Origin of the sequence: Pseudomonas sp. PsB (assembly GCF_043658375.1) — a bacterium.
Lineage (GTDB): Bacteria > Pseudomonadota > Gammaproteobacteria > Pseudomonadales > Pseudomonadaceae > Aquipseudomonas > Aquipseudomonas putida_Z.
This window is the reverse complement of sequence record NZ_JBIGLU010000027.1, coordinates 40,454-56,675: the sequence shown is the minus strand read 5'-3', so window position 1 is coordinate 56,675 and position 16,222 is coordinate 40,454. Positions and strand designations below refer to the sequence as shown.

The following is a 16,222-nucleotide window of genomic DNA, read 5'->3' as shown; positions in this document are numbered from 1 at the left end:
ATTTTGATCGACGGCCCGCTTTCAAAAGCAGCAAGGGCTGAAGTCGACCGGAAATACAGGGTTACTTCAGACCTTCCTTAGGAAGAGTACCGCTGCGTCCAAGTGTTTTAGTTATATGGGGCAGCTCTTTCTTGTTATGTCGGCGAAAATGTATAGCACGCTGACTGTTGTTGGCGATATGGGTATAAACATCCTTTTCGGAACTTTTTCACCATGTCGCTTTTAAGTATTTCCATGTCGCAAATCACGCCCCGGTTTAAGGGCCGTACAACACCAGCGCTGTTTCTTTCACCGTAACGAACCTGTAACTACCGATTCCGGTTGGGGAAACTCCCTGGTAACCAATGCCGCTGTTGTTATTTGTCGCGTACACCTGTCGATGCAGATGTCGTGCCGACTTGGCGTGAAAGGAATGCAACAAGCGTGCTCAAAATTCGCAACGCTTCATGAAATTTTCACAAAACCTGCTACCGGGGGTCGGAAAGTGCCGTAAACACGGGGCGGGAGCCGCCTGACGGGGTGTCACAGTCAAGAATCATTAAAATTTGAAAAGCTGTCATGAAAGTCAATGTGTTACCGCAACTTGTTCATGCAGCGTCACCTTTGGGGTGGCAAGTGTGGTGCGAGGTGTACGGGCGGCCTCATTTTGGTGCGAAAAGTAGCGCTGTGTTACCGGGAACGTGCAGGGTATCCTTGCAGGCCTGTTTTCCGCGTGACGCGGGTTGGTTCTGCCTGAAGGAGATTTGCCGTGTTCGTCCTCGATTCGCGTTTGCAGCAGGATTCGCTGGTGCTGGGGGAGTTTGCGCTGTGCCAGTTGCTGCTGAGCAAGGATGCCAACTATCCATGGTTCATCCTGGTGCCCAAGCGCGCCGGCATCAGCGAACTGTTCGAGCTCGATGCTGCGGAGCAGCAGCAGTTGTGGCAGGAAACCACCAGCCTGGCCGAAGCGCTGAAAGCCAGCTACAGCGCCGACAAGATGAACGTGGCCACCCTGGGCAATGTGGTCAGCCAGTTGCACATGCACGTGATCGTGCGCCAGCGCGACGACGCCGCCTGGCCGGCACCGGTGTGGGGCAAGTGCCCGGCGGTGGCCTACACCGACGACCAGGTGCAAGCCATTCGCCAGCGCCTGAGCGGGCTGCAGCTCGCCGGCTACCAGGAGGCCTGACATGTCGCTTGAATCGCGAGTGGTCGAACTGGAAACACGCCAGGCGTTCCAGGATGACACCATCCAGGCACTGAATGACGTGGTGGTTGAACAGGGGCGGGTGATCGAGCGGCTGCAGTTGCAGATGGCCGAGCTGATCAAGCGTTACGAAGAGATGGTTGGCCAGTACGGCAGCGAAGGGGACGAGGCGCCACCGCCTCATTATTGATACCTGAACCCCTGCAGGAGCGGGCATGCCCGCTCCTGCAGGGGATGGTTTCGACAAGTTGGATCAGCGGCGGGTTACCGCAACCACATCCTCGGCCTGCAGGCCCTTGTCGCGGTGCATCACGGAAAACTCCACGCGCTGGCCTTCCACCAGGATGCGGTGGCCTTCGCCGCGAATGGCGCGAAAGTGCACGAAGATATCATCGCCCGAGTCGCGGGAGATGAAGCCGAAGCCTTTGGACGTGTTGAACCACTTCACGGTACCGGTATCACGATTGCCGGCATCCTGCGCCGCGTGCTGACTGGCGCGTGCCTTGCGCGGGATGCGGGCAAAGCCCACGGCCAGGTGCACGGCCACGGCCAGCGCCGCGCAGACCAGTGCGGCCAGGTTGCCCATTTCCGGGCGGGCCAGCAGTGTCAGGGTCTGCAGCACCACGGCCACCACCAGCAGGGCGCACGCCAGGTGCTGCAACTGCTGCCGCGCGCCGCGGTAGTACAGTGGCACGACCGGGGCCAGCACCAGGTTGAGCAGGCCGAGCAGGGCAAGGTAGACCGCGTCGGGTTGTTGCAGGAAGGGGGTCGCATCGGTTTTCAGGCTGGGTATGAGCGATAGCAGCAAGGCTGCCACGCCCGTCACCAGATGGACGATCTTGAACATGGGGTTGGCTCACAGTTGATAAGGCCGATCACAGGAAGAGCTGGCAGCACGGTGCGCATGAGGTGTAGAGCGCGAACACGTGGCAGGCCAGCCTATGCACCCGGCAATGACAATCCGCACGGGTGGCACCATGCCTATTTAACAGTAAAGCCGCAGGCTACTCAAACCGCAGGCCGCGACGGGCGATGTGTTGCGCCATGTCACATGCGGCGTGTACCAAGTGTTGCTACAGTGGTCGTCACCTGCTTGGGTCTCAAGCCTTATGGAAAGGGGAACTTCATGGCAATCGATATCGGTATCAGTGAAGAAGATCGCAAGTCCATCGTCGATGGGCTGTCCCGCCTGTTGTCGGATACCTACGTGCTGTATCTGAAAACCCATAACTTCCACTGGAACGTCACCGGTCCGTCGTTCCGCACCCTGCACCTGATGTTCGAAGAGCAGTACAACGAACTGGCGCTGGCGGTCGACTCGATCGCCGAGCGCATTCGCGCCCTGGGCTTTCCGGCGCCGGGGGCTTATGCATTCTATGCGCGGCACTCCTCGATCAAGGAGGAAGAAGGGGTGCCGCCTGCCGACGAGATGATCCGCCAGCTGGTCCAGGGCCAGGAAGCCGTGGTGCGTACCGCGCGCAGCATCTTCCCGGTGGTGGACAAGGTCAGTGACGAGCCGACCGCCGACCTGCTGACCCAGCGCATGCAGGTGCACGAGAAAACCGCCTGGATGCTGCGGGTGCTGCTCGACGGCAAGTAGATACCCAGCGCTGTACCGGCCCTTGTAGGAGCGGCCTTGTGTCGCGATGGGCTGCGAAGCAGCCCCGGCAATTTGTGCAATTGCACTCAAACCCTGGGGCTGCTTCGCAGCCCATCGCGACACAAGGCCGCTCCTACAGGTCCTGCGCAATTTTGTGCGGGAAGATTTTGCCGCTGCTTTAAGCTCGCCCATCAGCGCTTCATAGGCCACCTGGTACCTGTGACGAGGAAGTGTGGCGCATGATGCAAGCAAGCAAACGTGTGGCTGGCCAGGGGCGTTGGCCGGGTAAACAGTGCATCGACCCGTTCAAGGCGGATTTCGACATGTTGCAGATCCAGCCGGTGTCACGCTCGGTGCGGCTCAACGGCTTTTCCACCTGCCTGCGGCTGGAGGCCGTCTACTGGGGCATCCTGGAGCGCATCGCCGCGGCCAACCGCTGCTCGGTCAGCGCGGTGCTGTCCTACGTGGACCGCGAGGTTCACCTGCGCCAGGGTGGGGTGCGCAACTTCAGCGGGCTGATCAGGGTGATCTGCGTCGCCTGGCTGCTGGACCCGCCAAGTGTGCGCTGATCGCCTGGCGGGCTGCGCAGTGCTTGCTAACCATATATAATCCCGCTTTTTGCTGCCCCGGCAGCCAGCGTTGTGGTTGACGAGAGACACCCATGCCCCTTTATGACTATCAATGTGCATCCTGCGAGCACCGCATGGAAGTGCTGCAGAAGATCAGCGCCGCGCCGCTGACCGATTGCCCGGCCTGCCAGGCGCCGGCGCTGAAAAAGCTGCTGTCGGTGCCAGGCTTCCGCCTGAGCGGTAACGGTTGGTACGAAACCGACTTCAAGACCGGGGCGAAAAAGAATCTGGCAGGCGGCGACAAGGCCGACTGAGTTGAATGCTGTGACCGGGTCTTGCAGTATTAGCCCTCTGCGGGCGGCCAAGGCCTCCACCGAATACACGAATCACGAGAAGCGAAACCACCATCATGATGCGCAGCCATTATTGCGGCCAACTGAACGAGAGCCTGGACGGCCAGGAAGTCACCCTTTGCGGCTGGGTCCATCGTCGCCGCGACCACGGCGGGGTGATCTTCCTCGACATCCGTGACCGCGAAGGCATGGCCCAGGTCGTGTTCGACCCGGATCGCGCCGAAACCTTCGCCGCTGCCGACCGCGTGCGCAGCGAATACGTCGTGCAGATCACCGGCAAGGTCCGCAAGCGCCCTGAAGGTGCGGTGAATGCCAACATGGCTTCCGGCGCCATCGAGATCCTCGGCTACCAGCTGAACGTGCTCAACGAAGCGGAAACCCCGCCGTTCCCGCTGAACGAATACTCCGACGTCGGCGAGGAAACCCGCCTGCGCTACCGCTTCATCGACCTGCGTCGCCCGGAAATGGCCGACAAGCTGCGCCTGCGTTCGCGCATCACCAGCAGCATCCGTCGCTTCCTCGACGAGAACGGCTTCCTCGACGTCGAGACGCCGATCCTGACCCGTGCCACCCCGGAAGGCGCCCGTGACTACCTGGTGCCTAGCCGTACCCACGCCGGTAGCTTCTTCGCCCTGCCGCAGTCGCCGCAGCTGTTCAAGCAGCTGTTGATGGTCGCCGGCTTCGACCGCTACTACCAGATCGCCAAGTGCTTCCGTGACGAAGACCTGCGTGCCGACCGCCAGCCGGAATTCACCCAGATCGACATCGAGACCAGCTTCCTCGATGAAAGCGAGATCATGGGCCTGACCGAAAGCATGATCCGCAAGCTGTTCAAGGAAGTGCTGGACCTGGAATTCGGCGAATTCCCGCACATGACCTTCGAAGAGGCCATGCGCCGCTACGGCTCCGACAAGCCGGACCTGCGTATTCCGCTGGAACTGGTCGACGTTGCCGACCAGCTCAAGGACGTCGACTTCAAGGTGTTCGCCGGCCCGGCCAACGATCCGAAGTGCCGCGTTACCGCCCTGCGCCTGCCAGGCGGCGCCAGCATGCCGCGCAGCAAGATCGACGAGTACACCAAGTTCGTCGGCATCTACGGTGCCAAGGGCCTGGCCTACATCAAGGTCAACGAGCGCGCCAAGGGCGTCGAAGGCCTGCAGTCGCCGATCGTCAAGAACATCCCCGAGGCCAACCTCAACACCATCCTCGACCGCGTTGGCGCCGTTGACGGCGACATCGTGTTCTTCGGTGCCGACAAGTTCAAGGTGGTCAGCGAAGCCCTGGGCGCGCTGCGTATCCGCCTGGGCCACGACTTCGAGCTGCTGACCTGCGAGTGGGCACCGATGTGGGTGGTCGACTTCCCGATGTTCGAAGAGAACGAAGACGGCAGCTTCACCGCGCTGCACCACCCGTTCACCGCGCCGAAGTGCACCCCGGAAGAGCTCGAGGCCAACCCGGCCGTGGCCCTGTCCCGTGCCTACGACATGGTCCTGAACGGTACCGAACTGGGTGGTGGTTCGATCCGTATCCACCGTAAAGAGATGCAGCAGGCCGTGTTCCGCCTGCTGGGCATCGAGGCGGCAGAACAGGAAGAGAAGTTCGGCTTCCTGCTCGACGCCCTGAAGTTCGGTGCACCGCCTCACGGTGGCCTGGCCTTCGGCCTGGACCGCCTGGTCATGCTGATGACCGGCGCCCAGTCGATCCGTGAAGTGATCGCCTTCCCGAAAACCCAGAGCGCCGCGTGCGTCATGACCCAGGCCCCTGGCATGGTCGACGCCAAGGCCCTGCGCGAGCTGCACATCCGACTGCGCGAACAGACCAAGGTCGAGTAAGCAGTCCCCGGGCGCATCCACATGGATGCGCCTTTGCGTTTCGGCGCAGGCAATTTCCCGTCCCGCCCCGTACAGGGGCGGGGCTGTTTGTGATTCAAAGGATTCGGAGTCGTTATGGCTGGTCATTCCAAGTGGGCGAACATCAAGCACCGCAAAGAGCGCCAGGATGCCAAGAGAGGCAAGATCTTCACCAAGTGGATCCGCGAACTGACGGTCGCTGCCAAGCAGGGTGGTGCTGACCCGGCATCCAACCCGCGCCTGCGTTTGGCGCTGGACAAGGCCCTGGGCGCCAACATGAGCCGCGACATCATCGATCGTGCCGTGGCCCGTGGTGCCGGCACCAACGAAAGCGACAACGTCGAAGAGCTCAGCTACGAAGGTTACGGCCCGGGTGGCGTGGCGATCATGGTCGAGGCCATGACCGACAACCGCAACCGTACCGCCGCTGCCGTGCGTCATGCCTTCACCAAGTGTGGTGGCAACCTGGGTACCGACGGTTCGGTGGCCTACCTGTTCGAGCGCAAGGGGCAGATCAGCTTTGCCCCGGGCGTGGAAGAAGACGCGCTGATGGAAGCGGCGATGGAAGCCGATGCCGATGACGTGGTGGCCAACGACGACGGCTCGTTCGACGTGTTCACCTCGTTCAACAGCTTCTACGCCGTGCGCAATGCCCTGGAAGAGGCGGGCTTCAAGGCCGCTGACGCGGAAATCGTCATGCAGCCGACCACCAGCGCCGAACTCGACCAGGACGGTGCCGAGAAAGTACTCAAGCTGATCGACATGCTCGAAGACCTGGATGACGTGCAGAACGTCTACTCCAATGCCCAGATTTCCGATGAGATCATGGAAAACCTCGGCTAAGGTGTCCTGGCGATCCATGCCAGTTCTTCAAGTTTGTCAGCGCCTGTACCGGCCCTTTCGCGGGTAAACCCGCTCCCACAGGTACTGCACCACATTCAGAGTCGGTGCAGTACCTGTGGGAGCGGGTTTACCCGCGAAAGGGCCGGTACAGTTTGCAGAGATGCATCAATTTTTCGACAGGCACTATGACTCTGATTCTTGGTATCGACCCCGGCTCGCGCATCACCGGCTATGGCGTGGTACGCCAGACCGCCCGTGGTTGCGAGTACGTGGCGTCGGGCTGCATCCGCACCGGCAGCGGCGAGCTGCACGAGCGGTTGCAGATCGTTTTTCGTGGCGTGGGTGAAATCATCGCCCAGCACGGCCCGGTAACCATGGGCATCGAACGGGTGTTCATGGCCCGTAACGCCGACTCGGCGCTCAAGCTCGGCCAGGCCCGTGGCGCGGCCATCGTCGCCGCCGCCGAAGCCGGCCTGGAAATCGCCGAATACAGCGCCACCCAGGTCAAGCAGGCGGTAGCCGGTACCGGTGGGGCCAACAAGGAGCAGGTGATGATGATGGTCATGCACCTGCTGAAACTGACGCAAAAGCCGCAGGTCGACGCCTCCGACGCCCTGGCCATCGCCCTGTGCCATGCCCATACCCGCTCCAGCCTGGTGCCGCATGGCCTGGCCACGGCAAGGCGACGCGGCGGGCGCTTGCGTCTGTAGGCGCTTCATGCGCTGATACACATTTTGTTCGGGTGATGCGTTCACCCGCTGCATTTGCTGATAGGGTTGAGCGGTCTTTGACCGGCTACCCGAGAGGAAGGATCGGAACGTGATTGGACGTTTGCGCGGCACCCTGGCGGAAAAACAGCCGCCGCACCTGATTATCGACGTCAACGGCGTAGGTTACGAACTGGAAGTTCCCATGACCACGCTGTACCGTCTGCCCAAGGTGGGCGAACCCGTAACCGTGCACACCCACCTGGTGGTGCGCGAGGATGCTCACTTGCTCTACGGTTTTGCCGAAAAGCGCGAGCGCGAACTGTTCCGCGAACTCATCCGCCTGAATGGCGTAGGGCCGAAGCTGGCCCTGGCGCTGATGTCCGGGCTGGAAGTGGACGAGCTGGTGCGCTGCGTGCAGGCTCAGGACACCTCGGCCCTGGTGCGCGTGCCCGGTGTTGGCAAGAAAACCGCCGAACGCCTGCTGGTCGAGCTCAAGGACCGCTTCAAGGCTTGGGAAACGTCCCCGGCCATGTTCACCCTGGTCTCCGACGGGCCGCTGCCGGTCGCCAGCGCATCCACGGCCGAAGCCGATGCCGTCAGCGCCCTGGTTTCGCTGGGCTACAAGCCGCAGGAAGCCAGCAAGGCGATCGCCGCGATCAAGGACAAGGCCGGCCTGAGCAGTGAGGAGCTGATCCGCCGCAGCCTGAAAGGGATGATTACCAAGTGATCGAAGCCGACCGCCTGATCGCCGCCAGTGGCCGCGACCGTGAAGAAGTCCAGGACCGTGCGATCCGTCCGCTGCGGCTGGACGAGTACATCGGCCAGCCGGTGGTGCGCGAGCAGATGGCGCTGTTCATCCAGGCCGCCCGTGGCCGCAGCGAGTCGCTCGACCATACGCTGATCTTCGGCCCGCCCGGCCTGGGCAAGACCACCCTGGCCAACATCATCGCCCAGGAAATGGGCGTGTCGGTCAAGAGTACCTCGGGGCCCATCCTCGAGCGCCCGGGCGACCTCGCGGCCATGCTGACCAACCTCGAACCGCACGATGTGCTGTTCATCGACGAGATCCATCGGTTGTCACCGGTCGTCGAAGAGGTGCTGTACCCGGCGATGGAGGACTTCCAGCTCGACATCATGATCGGCGAAGGGCCAGCGGCCCGTTCGATCAAGCTCGACCTGCCGCCGTTCACCCTGGTCGGTGCCACCACCCGTGCCGGCATGCTCACCAACCCGCTGCGCGACCGTTTCGGTATCGTCCAGCGTCTGGAGTTCTACAGCGACAAGGACCTGGCCACCATCGTCAGCCGTTCCGCCGGCATCCTCGGCCTGGCCATCGAAGACCAGGGTGCCTACGAGATCGCCCGCCGCGCCCGTGGCACGCCACGTATCGCCAACCGCCTGCTGCGCCGCGTGCGCGACTACGCCGAAGTGCGCGGCAAGGGCCAGATCACCAAGGCCGTGGCCGACATGGCGCTCAACCTGCTGGACGTCGACGAGCGCGGTTTCGACCACTCCGACCGCCGCCTGCTGCTGACCATGATCGAGAAGTTCGACGGTGGCCCGGTCGGCGTGGACAACCTGGCCGCGGCCATCAGTGAAGAGCGTCACACCATCGAGGACGTGCTCGAGCCGTACCTGATCCAGCAAGGCTACATCATGCGCACGCCGCGCGGCCGCGTGGTCACCCGGCATGCCTACCTGCACTTTGGCCTGAACGTGCCCGTGCGCCTGGGGGAGGGTGGGGATTTTTCCGAAACGGGCGATGAGTGACAGATCGAAAACGGCTTTTCGTGGTCCTACCGCTGGCATGCCGAGGGTGCGCTGGCAATAAGACATTAATGAAGAAAAAACAGTTGCCACAGCGGATTGGCAAGCTGAGGAGTAAGCACTAGAGTATGCGCGCGCAAAATGGCCTGGAACCGTTCGCACACCGTTGTCGCGTCTATTACGAAGATACCGATGCCGGTGGCGTGGTGTATTACGTCAATTACCTGAAATTCATGGAGCGCGCGCGTACCGAGCGGCTGCGGCACCTGGGCTTTTCCCAGGCGCAGCTGGCCGAAGACAACCTGCTGTTCGTGGTCCACTCCAGCGAAGCGCGCTATCACGCGCCGGCGCGGCTGGACGACGAGCTGCGGGTCACCGCGCAAGTACTTGAACTCAATCGCGCCAGCCTGCGCTTCGTGCAGCAGGTCTGGCGGGAAAAGGATGAAACGCTGCTCTGCGAAGGGCAGTTCCTGGTGGCCGCCGTGCGCGCCGACACTTTCAAACCCCGAGCCATACCCCCGGAGCTGCGTGACGCCTTTGCGGCGGACGGCTCGGGTACTCAATCGAATGCAGGAGAATAAGCGTGGAAGCTAACGTCGTCGACCATACCTCCATGTGGAGTCTGGTCAGCAATGCCAGTGTGCTGGTACAGCTGGTAATGCTGACCCTGGTGGCCGCCTCGGTCACCTCATGGGTCATGATCTTCCAGCGCAGCACCATGCTGCGCGCCGGTCGTCGTGCGCTGGATGCCTTCGAGGAGCGCTTCTGGTCGGGCATCGACCTGTCCAAGCTGTACCGCCAGGCAGGCAGCAACCCAGACCCGGATTCCGGTGTCGAGCAGGTCTTCCGTGCCGGCTTCAAAGAATTCTCGCGCCTGCGCCAGCAGCCGGGCGTTGACCCGGACGCGGTCATGGAGGGTGTTGCCCGTGCCATGCGCGTAGCCATCTCGCGCGAGGAAGAAAAACTCGAGCAGAGCCTGCCGTTCCTGGCCACCGTCGGTTCGACCAGCCCCTACATCGGCCTGTTCGGTACCGTATGGGGCATCATGAACTCCTTCCGCGGCCTGGCCAGCGCCCAGCAGGCCACCCTGGCCACGGTCGCCCCGGGTATCGCCGAAGCGCTGATCGCCACCGCCATCGGCCTGTTCGCGGCAATCCCGGCGGTTATCGCCTACAACCGCTTCTCGGCCCGCAGCGAAGTGCTGATCGGCCGTTACTACACCTTCGCCGACGAGTTCCAGGCGATCCTGCACCGCAAAGTGCACACCAGCGAAGAGTAATCAGGTAGAAGCCCATGGCCCGAGTTCGCCACAAACGCAAGCCCGTCGCCGAGATGAACGTGGTGCCCTACATCGACGTGATGCTGGTACTGCTGGTCATCTTCATGGTGACGGCGCCCATGCTCAACCAGGGCGTGAAGGTAGACCTGCCCAAGGTTTCCAGTGAAGCCTTGCCGCAGGACAACAACGTCCAGATCCTCACCATCTCCATCAAGGCCGACAAGACCTACTACTGGAACCTCGGCAGCGAAGTCGATACCGACAAGCAGATGGACAAGGCCATGACCTTGCCTGCCATGACCGACGCGGTGACCAAGATCATTGCCGCCGGCCGTGACCAGGGCAAGCAGACCCAGGTGTTCATTCGTGGCGACAAGGCTGTCGACTATGGCGCGGTCATGGGTGCCATGGGCGGGTTGCAGAAGGCCGGTGTCGGTAACGTTGGCCTGATTACCGAGGCGCCCTGATGCAACAGCGAGAGCCATCCGCCTCGGAAAGCTACTTCTGGCCCAGTATCTGGGCCATCGGCCTGCATGTGCTGGTGTTCGCCCTGCTGTTCGTCAGTTTTGCCATGACGCCTGAGCTGCCGCCATCCAAGCCGATCGTCCAGGCTACCCTGTACCAGCTCAAGTCCAAGAGCCAGGCGACCACCCAGACCAATCAGAAGATTGCCGGGGAAGCGAAGAAAACCGCTTCGCGCCAGACCGAGGTCGAGCAGCTGGAACAGAAGAAGGTCGAGCAGGAGGCCGTGAAGGCCGCGGAACAAAAGAAAGCCGACGCCGCTCAAAAGGCCGAAGAGGCTCGCGAGGCCGCCGAAGCCAAGAAAGCCGAGGCAGCTGCCGAAGCCGCCGAGGCCAAGAAAGCCGCCGAAGCCAAGAAGGCCGAAGAGGCGAAGAAGGCTGCCGAGAAGCAGCAGGCCGACATCGCCAAGAAGAAGGCCGAGGAAGAAAAGAAAAAAGCCGAAGAAGAGGCCAAGAAAGAGGCCGCTGAAGAGGCGAAGAAACAAGCCGCCGAGGACGCCAAGAAAAAGGCGGCCGAAGAGGCCAAGAAGAAAGCAGCCGAGGACGCCAAGAAGAAAGCGGTAGCCGAGGAAGCGAAGAAGAAGGCAGCTGAAGAGGCCAAGAAAAAGGCCGCTGCAGATGCCCAGAAGAAAAAGGCACAGGAAGCGGCCCGCAAGGCGGCGGAAGACAAGAAAGCCCAGGCCCTGGCCGAGCTGTTGTCCGACACTACCGAACGGCAGCAGGCGCTGGCCGACGAGCAGGGTGACCAGGTGGCCGGCGACTTCGACGACCTGATCCGCATGCGCGCGGCCGAGGGCTGGGCACGTCCGCCTTCCGCGCGCAAGGGCATGACGGTGGTCCTGCAGATCAACATGTTGCCGGACGGTACCATCACCAGCGTCAGCGTGGCCCGGTCCAGTGGTGACGGCCCGTACGACAGCTCGGCGGTGGCAGCAGTGAAGAACATCGGTCGTCTGACCGAGATGCAGGGTATGAAGCCGAGCGATTTCAACCAATATCGTTCGTTCAAGATGACATTTACACCTGAGGATCTAGCGTTGTGATTAAACGTCTGAGAGGACTGCTGGTCATGCTGTGCTGCGTGGCAGGCATGGCCGTGGCAGAGGAAAAGAACATCCTGGTCACCAGCGGCAGCGACCGGGCCACGCCCATCGCGGTAGTGCCGTTCGGTCTGCAGGGCGGCAGCGTGCTGCCGGAAGACATGGCCGACATCATCGGCAACGACCTGCGCAACTCCGGCTACTACTCGCCGATTCCGCGGCAGAACATGATCAGCCAGCCGTCGCAGGCCAGCGAAGTGATCTTCCGTGACTGGAAAGCGCTGGGCGCGCAGTACGTGATGGTCGGCAGCATCGTGCCGTCGGGCGGTCGCCTCCAGGTACAGTACGCGCTGTTCAACGTCGCCACCGAGCAGCAGGTGCTGACCGGTAGCGTGGCGGGCAGCGTCGACCAGCTGCGCGACATGGCGCACTACATTGCCGACCAGTCGTTCGAGAAGCTCACCGGCATCAAGGGTGCGTTCTCCACCCGCATGCTGTACGTGACGGCCGAGCGCTTCTCCACCAACAACACCCGCTATACCCTGCAGCGTTCGGACTACGACGGCGCACGTGCGGTTACCCTGCTGCAATCGCGTGAACCGATCCTGTCGCCACGCTTTGCTCCGGATGGCAAGCGCATCGCCTATGTTTCGTTCGAGCAGAAGCGCCCGCGCATCTTCGTCCAGCACATCGATACCGGTCGCCGCGAGCAGGTCACCAACTTCGAAGGCCTGAACGGTGCGCCAGCCTGGTCGCCGGACGGTACGCGCCTGGCGTTCGTGCTGTCGAAGGACGGCAACCCGGACATCTACGTGATGAACGTGGCTTCGCGCCAGATCAGCCGTGTCACCGCCGGCCCGGGCATCAACACCGAGCCGTTCTGGGGCAAGGATGGCAACACCCTGTACTTCACCTCCGACCGTGGCGGCAAGCCGCAGATCTACAAGCAGTCGGTCGGTGGCGGTGGTGCCGAGCGTGTAACTTTCGTGGGTAACTACAACGCCAACCCGAAACTGTCGGCGGACGAAAAGACCCTGGTGATGATCCATCGCCAGCAGGGCTTCACCAACTTCAAAGTTGCGGCCCAGGATTTGCAACGCGGAAGTGTAAAGATTCTCTCGGAAACGAGTCTTGATGAGTCTCCCACTGTTGCGCCAAACGGCACCATGCTAATCTACGCCACCCGCCAGCAGGGCCGGGGAGTCTTGATGCTCGTGTCGCTTAATGGCCGCGTGAGGCTCCCACTTCCTACCGCTCAAGGCGAAGTCAGAGAACCGTCCTGGTCCCCTTACCTGAACTGATTGCGGCGTAATACTTTTGCTTAACACACTGGGGTTTCATTAGGAGTTTCACGATGGAAATGCTGAAGTTTGGTAAATTTGCTGCGCTGGCTCTGGCCATGGCCGTAGCTGTAGGTTGCTCCTCGAAGGGCGGTGACAACGCAGGCGAAGGCGCTGCCGTAGATCCGAACGCTGGCTACGGTGCCAACACTGGCGCTGTTGACGGCTCCCTGAGCGAAGAAGCTGCCCTGCGCGCAATCACCACCTTCTACTTCGAATACGACAGCTCGGACCTGAAGCCAGAAGCCATGCGCGCTCTGGACGTTCACGCCAAGGACCTGAAAGCCAACGGCAACCGCGTTGTCCTGGAAGGCAACACCGACGAGCGCGGCACCCGCGAGTACAACATGGCTCTGGGTGAGCGTCGTGCCAAGGCCGTCCAGCGCTACCTGGTTCTGCAGGGCGTTTCCCCTGCTCAGCTGGAACTGGTCTCCTACGGTGAAGAGCGTCCGGTTGCCACTGGCAACGACGAGCAGTCCTGGGCTCAGAACCGTCGCGTAGAACTGCGTAAGTAAGTTCTTATGCGTATGTGCCGCCGTGTAGTAACCGTCCTCGCACTCAGCCTGCCGCTCGCGGCCTGGGCTGAGGTCCCTGTAGTTGATGACAACGCAGGCAGCTATCCGCCTGCGGGTTATGGCACGAGCGGCGCCTATGCCGGGTCAGGGGCTTCGGCCCCTGCCTCTGCACAGGGCCAGCTGTTCATGCAGCTGCAACAGATGCAGGATCAGCTTTCCCGCCAGCAAGGCATCATCGAAGAGCTGCAGAACGATGTGTCGCGCATGAAGCAGGAAAACCTGGAGCGTTACCAGGACCTGGACCGTCGCATCAACAGTGGCGCCGCGCCTGCCGCGACCCCTGACAATTCCTCCGGTGGTGGTGCATCCAATGCCGCCCCCGATGCAGCAGCAGGTGCTGCTGCTCAACAACCGGCCGCCAGTAGCGAGCCCGGTGATCCGGCGAAAGAAAAGCTCTACTACGATGCCGCTTTCGACCTGATCAAGCAGAAAGACTTCGACAAGGCCAGCCAGGCGTTCAACGCCTTCCTGCGCAAGTACCCCAACAGCCAGTACGCCGGCAATGCCCAGTACTGGCTGGGTGAAGTGAACCTGGCCAAGGGCGACCTGCCGGCTGCCAGCCAGGCCTTCGCCCAGGTCAGCCAGAAGTATCCGAAGCACAGCAAGGTGCCGGATTCGCTGTACAAGCTGGCCGACGTCGAGCGCCGCATGGGCCACACCGACAAGGTCAAGGGTATCCTGCAGCAGGTCATCACCCAGTACCCCGGCACCTCGGCCGCGCAACTGGCCCAGCGTGACCTGCAGAAGCTCTAAGCAGTACCGCTTGAAAGAAACCCGCGCTTGTCGCGGGTTTTTTCGTTAGAATCACTGCCCTTTTTTCGTAAACACGCTGCTGCGGATAACGCTATGTCGAGTCCGCGACAGTGCCTGACGGAGGCGGGCAGCCTGTTTAGCTGTCACGCCCGTGGCGAGCATGCAAGACACATTACGCATCACCGAAGTCTTTTACTCCTTGCAGGGTGAAACGCGAACGGCTGGGTTGCCCACGGTATTCGTGCGCCTCACCGGTTGCCCCCTGCGCTGCCAGTACTGTGACAGTGCCTATGCCTTCAGTGGCGGTACCGTACGCACCCTCGATTCGATCCTTGAGCAGGTCGCCGGCTTCAAGCCGCGCTACGTCTGCGTCACCGGTGGCGAGCCATTGGCCCAGCCCAACGCCTTGCCGCTGTTGCAGCGCCTGTGTGACGCCGGTTACGAGGTGTCGCTGGAAACCAGCGGCGCGCTGGATATTGCCGGCACCGACACCCGCGTCAGCCGCGTGGTCGACCTGAAGACCCCTGGCTCCGAAGAGTCGCACCGTAACCGCTACGAGAACATCGAGCAGCTGACCCGCAACGACCAGGTCAAGTTCGTCATCTGTTCCCGCGAGGACTACGACTGGGCGGTCTCCAAGCTGATCCAGTACAACCTGGCCGAGCGTGCCGGCGAAGTGCTGTTCTCGCCCAGCCACCACCAGGTGAACGCCAGCGAGCTGGCGGACTGGATCGTTGCCGACAACCTGCCCGTACGCTTCCAGCTGCAGCTGCACAAGCTGCTGTGGAACGACGAACCCGGACGTTGATTGAGGAGCAAGCACACATGACCGACAAACGCGCAGTAATCCTGCTGTCCGGCGGCCTGGACTCGGCCACCGTGGTTGCCATGGCCAAGGCCGAAGGCTACAGCTGCTACACCATGAGTTTCGACTACGGCCAGCGCCACCGCGCCGAACTGAACGCCGCCGCCCGCGTTGCCCGCGACCTGGGCGTGGTCGAGCACAAGGTTATTGGCCTGAACCTGGATGGCATCGGCGGCTCGGCATTGACCGACAGCAGCATCGACGTGCCGGAAACCCCGGGTGAAGGCATCCCGGTCACCTATGTGCCAGCGCGCAACACCGTGTTCCTGTCCCTGGCCCTGGGCTGGGCAGAGGTGCTGGAAGCCCGTGACATCTTCATTGGTGTGAATGCCGTGGATTACTCCGGCTACCCCGATTGCCGCCCTGAGTTCGTCGAAGCCTTCGAGCGCATGGCCAACCTGGCGACCAAGGCTGGCGTCGAAGGGCAGGGCTTCCGCATCCAGGCGCCGCTGCAGAACATGAGCAAGGCGCAGATCGTGCAGGCCGGTATGGCTCGCGGCGTGGATTACAGCCTGACCGTTTCCTGCTACCAGGCCGACGATGACGGCCGTGCCTGCGGCAAATGCGACAGCTGCCGCCTGCGTGCCGACGGCTTCAAGGCCGCCGGAGTCGAAGATCCGACGCGGTATTTTTGAAAAAAGTTTGATGGGGTGTTGATTTCCCGTTAGAAATCAGTATTATACGCGCCATCCAACGGGTCGTTAGCTCAGTTGGTAGAGCAGTTGGCTTTTAACCAATTGGTCGTAGGTTCGAATCCTACACGACCCACCATTATTCACAGCGGTTCGTGAGTGCTAGAGAGGGGGGCTTGCCACAGCCATGTCTAGTCTTGCAGCCGTCTGGAGCGAACCTTAGGCTCGCTTCGGCGTGATGTCAATATGGAATAGCCCGCCACTTATGGCGGGCTTTTTCGTTCCTGGGCCAAAAAACTCAATGACTTAGGGGATTTGCGGGCTGCTCACCTCCGCGAA

20 protein-coding genes and 1 tRNA gene are annotated in these 16,222 nt (G+C 61.8%); 20 read left to right on the top strand and 1 reads right to left on the bottom strand.

The features are described 5' to 3' along the window. Positions 1-748 precede the first annotated feature (748 nt). Both ACGLHT_RS24090 and ACGLHT_RS24085 read left to right on the top strand, forming a co-directional pair. Positions 749-1,168 carry an HIT domain-containing protein gene (locus ACGLHT_RS24090; RefSeq protein ID WP_085618004.1) on the top strand — a complete coding sequence of 140 codons (420 nt, stop codon included), beginning with the start codon at positions 749-751 and terminating at the stop codon, positions 1,166-1,168. Between the two features lies 1 nt (position 1,169). Then, a complete protein-coding gene (locus tag ACGLHT_RS24085) occupies positions 1,170-1,376 on the top strand; it encodes a SlyX family protein (protein WP_025340266.1) in 207 nt (68 codons plus the stop codon). 63 nt (positions 1,377-1,439) lie between these two features. On the opposite strand, the gene ACGLHT_RS24080 is transcribed toward ACGLHT_RS24085, so the two are convergent. Then, on the bottom strand, positions 1,440-2,033 hold the full coding sequence (locus ACGLHT_RS24080) for a cold shock domain-containing protein (RefSeq protein WP_025340265.1): 594 nt from the start codon (positions 2,031-2,033) through the stop codon (positions 1,440-1,442). 279 nt (positions 2,034-2,312) lie between these two features. On the opposite strand from ACGLHT_RS24080, the gene ACGLHT_RS24075 reads away from it, so the two are divergent. From ACGLHT_RS24075 to ACGLHT_RS23990, 18 genes are all read left to right on the top strand, one after another. Continuing rightward, on the top strand, positions 2,313-2,786 hold the full coding sequence (locus ACGLHT_RS24075; RefSeq protein WP_025340264.1) for a Dps family protein: 474 nt from the start codon (positions 2,313-2,315) through the stop codon (positions 2,784-2,786). Between the two features lie 239 nt (positions 2,787-3,025). Continuing rightward, complete coding sequence (locus ACGLHT_RS24070) at positions 3,026-3,355, top strand: ribbon-helix-helix domain-containing protein (protein WP_274120979.1); 330 nt, start codon at positions 3,026-3,028, stop codon at positions 3,353-3,355. Positions 3,356-3,447: 92 nt separating this feature from the next. Further along, a complete protein-coding gene (locus tag ACGLHT_RS24065) occupies positions 3,448-3,669 on the top strand; it encodes an FmdB family zinc ribbon protein (RefSeq protein WP_003254776.1) in 222 nt (73 codons plus the stop codon). A 95-nt stretch (positions 3,670-3,764) separates the two neighbouring features. Further along, complete coding sequence (aspS, locus tag ACGLHT_RS24060; protein ID WP_025340263.1) at positions 3,765-5,540, top strand: aspartate--tRNA ligase; 1,776 nt, start codon at positions 3,765-3,767, stop codon at positions 5,538-5,540. Positions 5,541-5,654: 114 nt separating this feature from the next. Continuing rightward, the gene (locus ACGLHT_RS24055) at positions 5,655-6,401 is read left to right on the top strand and encodes a YebC/PmpR family DNA-binding transcriptional regulator (protein WP_013973810.1); all 747 of its coding nucleotides are present in this window, start codon (positions 5,655-5,657) and stop codon (positions 6,399-6,401) included. 185 nt (positions 6,402-6,586) lie between these two features. Further along, positions 6,587-7,111 carry a crossover junction endodeoxyribonuclease RuvC gene (gene ruvC / locus ACGLHT_RS24050; protein WP_274120980.1) on the top strand — a complete coding sequence of 175 codons (525 nt, stop codon included), beginning with the start codon at positions 6,587-6,589 and terminating at the stop codon, positions 7,109-7,111. 109 nt (positions 7,112-7,220) lie between these two features. Next, complete coding sequence (ruvA, locus tag ACGLHT_RS24045) at positions 7,221-7,838, top strand: Holliday junction branch migration protein RuvA (protein ID WP_015271473.1); 618 nt, start codon at positions 7,221-7,223, stop codon at positions 7,836-7,838. Next, positions 7,835-8,881 (top strand): Holliday junction branch migration DNA helicase RuvB, encoded by a 1,047-nt coding sequence (ruvB, locus tag ACGLHT_RS24040; protein ID WP_137164654.1) that lies wholly within the window; start codon positions 7,835-7,837, stop codon positions 8,879-8,881. Before ruvA ends, ruvB begins: the two co-directional genes overlap by 4 nt. 125 nt (positions 8,882-9,006) lie before the next feature. Continuing rightward, the gene (ybgC, locus tag ACGLHT_RS24035) at positions 9,007-9,459 is read left to right on the top strand and encodes a tol-pal system-associated acyl-CoA thioesterase (protein ID WP_015271472.1); all 453 of its coding nucleotides are present in this window, start codon (positions 9,007-9,009) and stop codon (positions 9,457-9,459) included. A 2-nt stretch (positions 9,460-9,461) separates the two neighbouring features. After that, positions 9,462-10,157, top strand: a complete 696-nt coding sequence (gene tolQ / locus ACGLHT_RS24030; RefSeq protein WP_015271471.1) for a protein TolQ — start codon at positions 9,462-9,464, stop codon at positions 10,155-10,157. Positions 10,158-10,171: 14 nt separating this feature from the next. Then, entirely contained in the window at positions 10,172-10,624 is a 453-nt protein-coding gene (gene tolR / locus ACGLHT_RS24025) for a protein TolR (RefSeq protein WP_003254760.1), read from the top strand. After that, positions 10,624-11,721 (top strand): cell envelope integrity protein TolA, encoded by a 1,098-nt coding sequence (gene tolA / locus ACGLHT_RS24020; protein WP_038408274.1) that lies wholly within the window; start codon positions 10,624-10,626, stop codon positions 11,719-11,721. The genes tolR and tolA overlap by 1 nt, the downstream gene beginning before the upstream one ends. A 26-nt stretch (positions 11,722-11,747) precedes the next feature. Continuing rightward, on the top strand, positions 11,748-13,019 hold the full coding sequence (gene tolB / locus ACGLHT_RS24015) for a Tol-Pal system beta propeller repeat protein TolB (RefSeq protein ID WP_038408273.1): 1,272 nt from the start codon (positions 11,748-11,750) through the stop codon (positions 13,017-13,019). Between the two features lie 53 nt (positions 13,020-13,072). Next, complete coding sequence (gene pal, locus ACGLHT_RS24010) at positions 13,073-13,573, top strand: peptidoglycan-associated lipoprotein Pal (protein ID WP_003254755.1); 501 nt, start codon at positions 13,073-13,075, stop codon at positions 13,571-13,573. Between the two features lie 6 nt (positions 13,574-13,579). Continuing rightward, positions 13,580-14,386, top strand: coding sequence for a tol-pal system protein YbgF (gene ybgF / locus ACGLHT_RS24005; protein WP_004375252.1), 807 nt, complete (start codon positions 13,580-13,582; stop codon positions 14,384-14,386). A gap of 160 nt (positions 14,387-14,546) precedes the next feature. After that, on the top strand, positions 14,547-15,194 hold the full coding sequence (queE, locus tag ACGLHT_RS24000; protein WP_015271468.1) for a 7-carboxy-7-deazaguanine synthase QueE: 648 nt from the start codon (positions 14,547-14,549) through the stop codon (positions 15,192-15,194). A 17-nt stretch (positions 15,195-15,211) separates the two neighbouring features. Then, positions 15,212-15,886 (top strand): 7-cyano-7-deazaguanine synthase QueC, encoded by a 675-nt coding sequence (queC, locus tag ACGLHT_RS23995; protein ID WP_013973801.1) that lies wholly within the window; start codon positions 15,212-15,214, stop codon positions 15,884-15,886. A gap of 60 nt (positions 15,887-15,946) precedes the next feature. Further along, positions 15,947-16,022, top strand: a tRNA-Lys gene (locus ACGLHT_RS23990). Positions 16,023-16,222: the final 200 nt, after the last annotated feature.

Coding starts and splice junctions, on each gene's coding strand:
- ACGLHT_RS24085 (WP_025340266.1), top strand. CDS start 1,170: ATGTCGCTTGAATCGCGAGTGGTCGAACTGGAAACACGCCAGGCGTTC.
- ACGLHT_RS24080 (WP_025340265.1), bottom strand. CDS start 2,033: ATGTTCAAGATCGTCCATCTGGTGACGGGCGTGGCAGCCTTGCTGCTA.
- ACGLHT_RS24075 (WP_025340264.1), top strand. CDS start 2,313: ATGGCAATCGATATCGGTATCAGTGAAGAAGATCGCAAGTCCATCGTC.
- ACGLHT_RS24070 (WP_274120979.1), top strand. CDS start 3,026: ATGATGCAAGCAAGCAAACGTGTGGCTGGCCAGGGGCGTTGGCCGGGT.
- ACGLHT_RS24065 (WP_003254776.1), top strand. CDS start 3,448: ATGCCCCTTTATGACTATCAATGTGCATCCTGCGAGCACCGCATGGAA.
- aspS (WP_025340263.1), top strand. CDS start 3,765: ATGATGCGCAGCCATTATTGCGGCCAACTGAACGAGAGCCTGGACGGC.
- ACGLHT_RS24055 (WP_013973810.1), top strand. CDS start 5,655: ATGGCTGGTCATTCCAAGTGGGCGAACATCAAGCACCGCAAAGAGCGC.
- ruvC (WP_274120980.1), top strand. CDS start 6,587: ATGACTCTGATTCTTGGTATCGACCCCGGCTCGCGCATCACCGGCTAT.
- ybgC (WP_015271472.1), top strand. CDS start 9,007: ATGCGCGCGCAAAATGGCCTGGAACCGTTCGCACACCGTTGTCGCGTC.
- tolR (WP_003254760.1), top strand. CDS start 10,172: ATGGCCCGAGTTCGCCACAAACGCAAGCCCGTCGCCGAGATGAACGTG.
- tolA (WP_038408274.1), top strand. CDS start 10,624: ATGCAACAGCGAGAGCCATCCGCCTCGGAAAGCTACTTCTGGCCCAGT.
- tolB (WP_038408273.1), top strand. CDS start 11,748: ATGCTGTGCTGCGTGGCAGGCATGGCCGTGGCAGAGGAAAAGAACATC.
- pal (WP_003254755.1), top strand. CDS start 13,073: ATGGAAATGCTGAAGTTTGGTAAATTTGCTGCGCTGGCTCTGGCCATG.
- ybgF (WP_004375252.1), top strand. CDS start 13,580: ATGCGTATGTGCCGCCGTGTAGTAACCGTCCTCGCACTCAGCCTGCCG.
- queE (WP_015271468.1), top strand. CDS start 14,547: ATGCAAGACACATTACGCATCACCGAAGTCTTTTACTCCTTGCAGGGT.
- queC (WP_013973801.1), top strand. CDS start 15,212: ATGACCGACAAACGCGCAGTAATCCTGCTGTCCGGCGGCCTGGACTCG.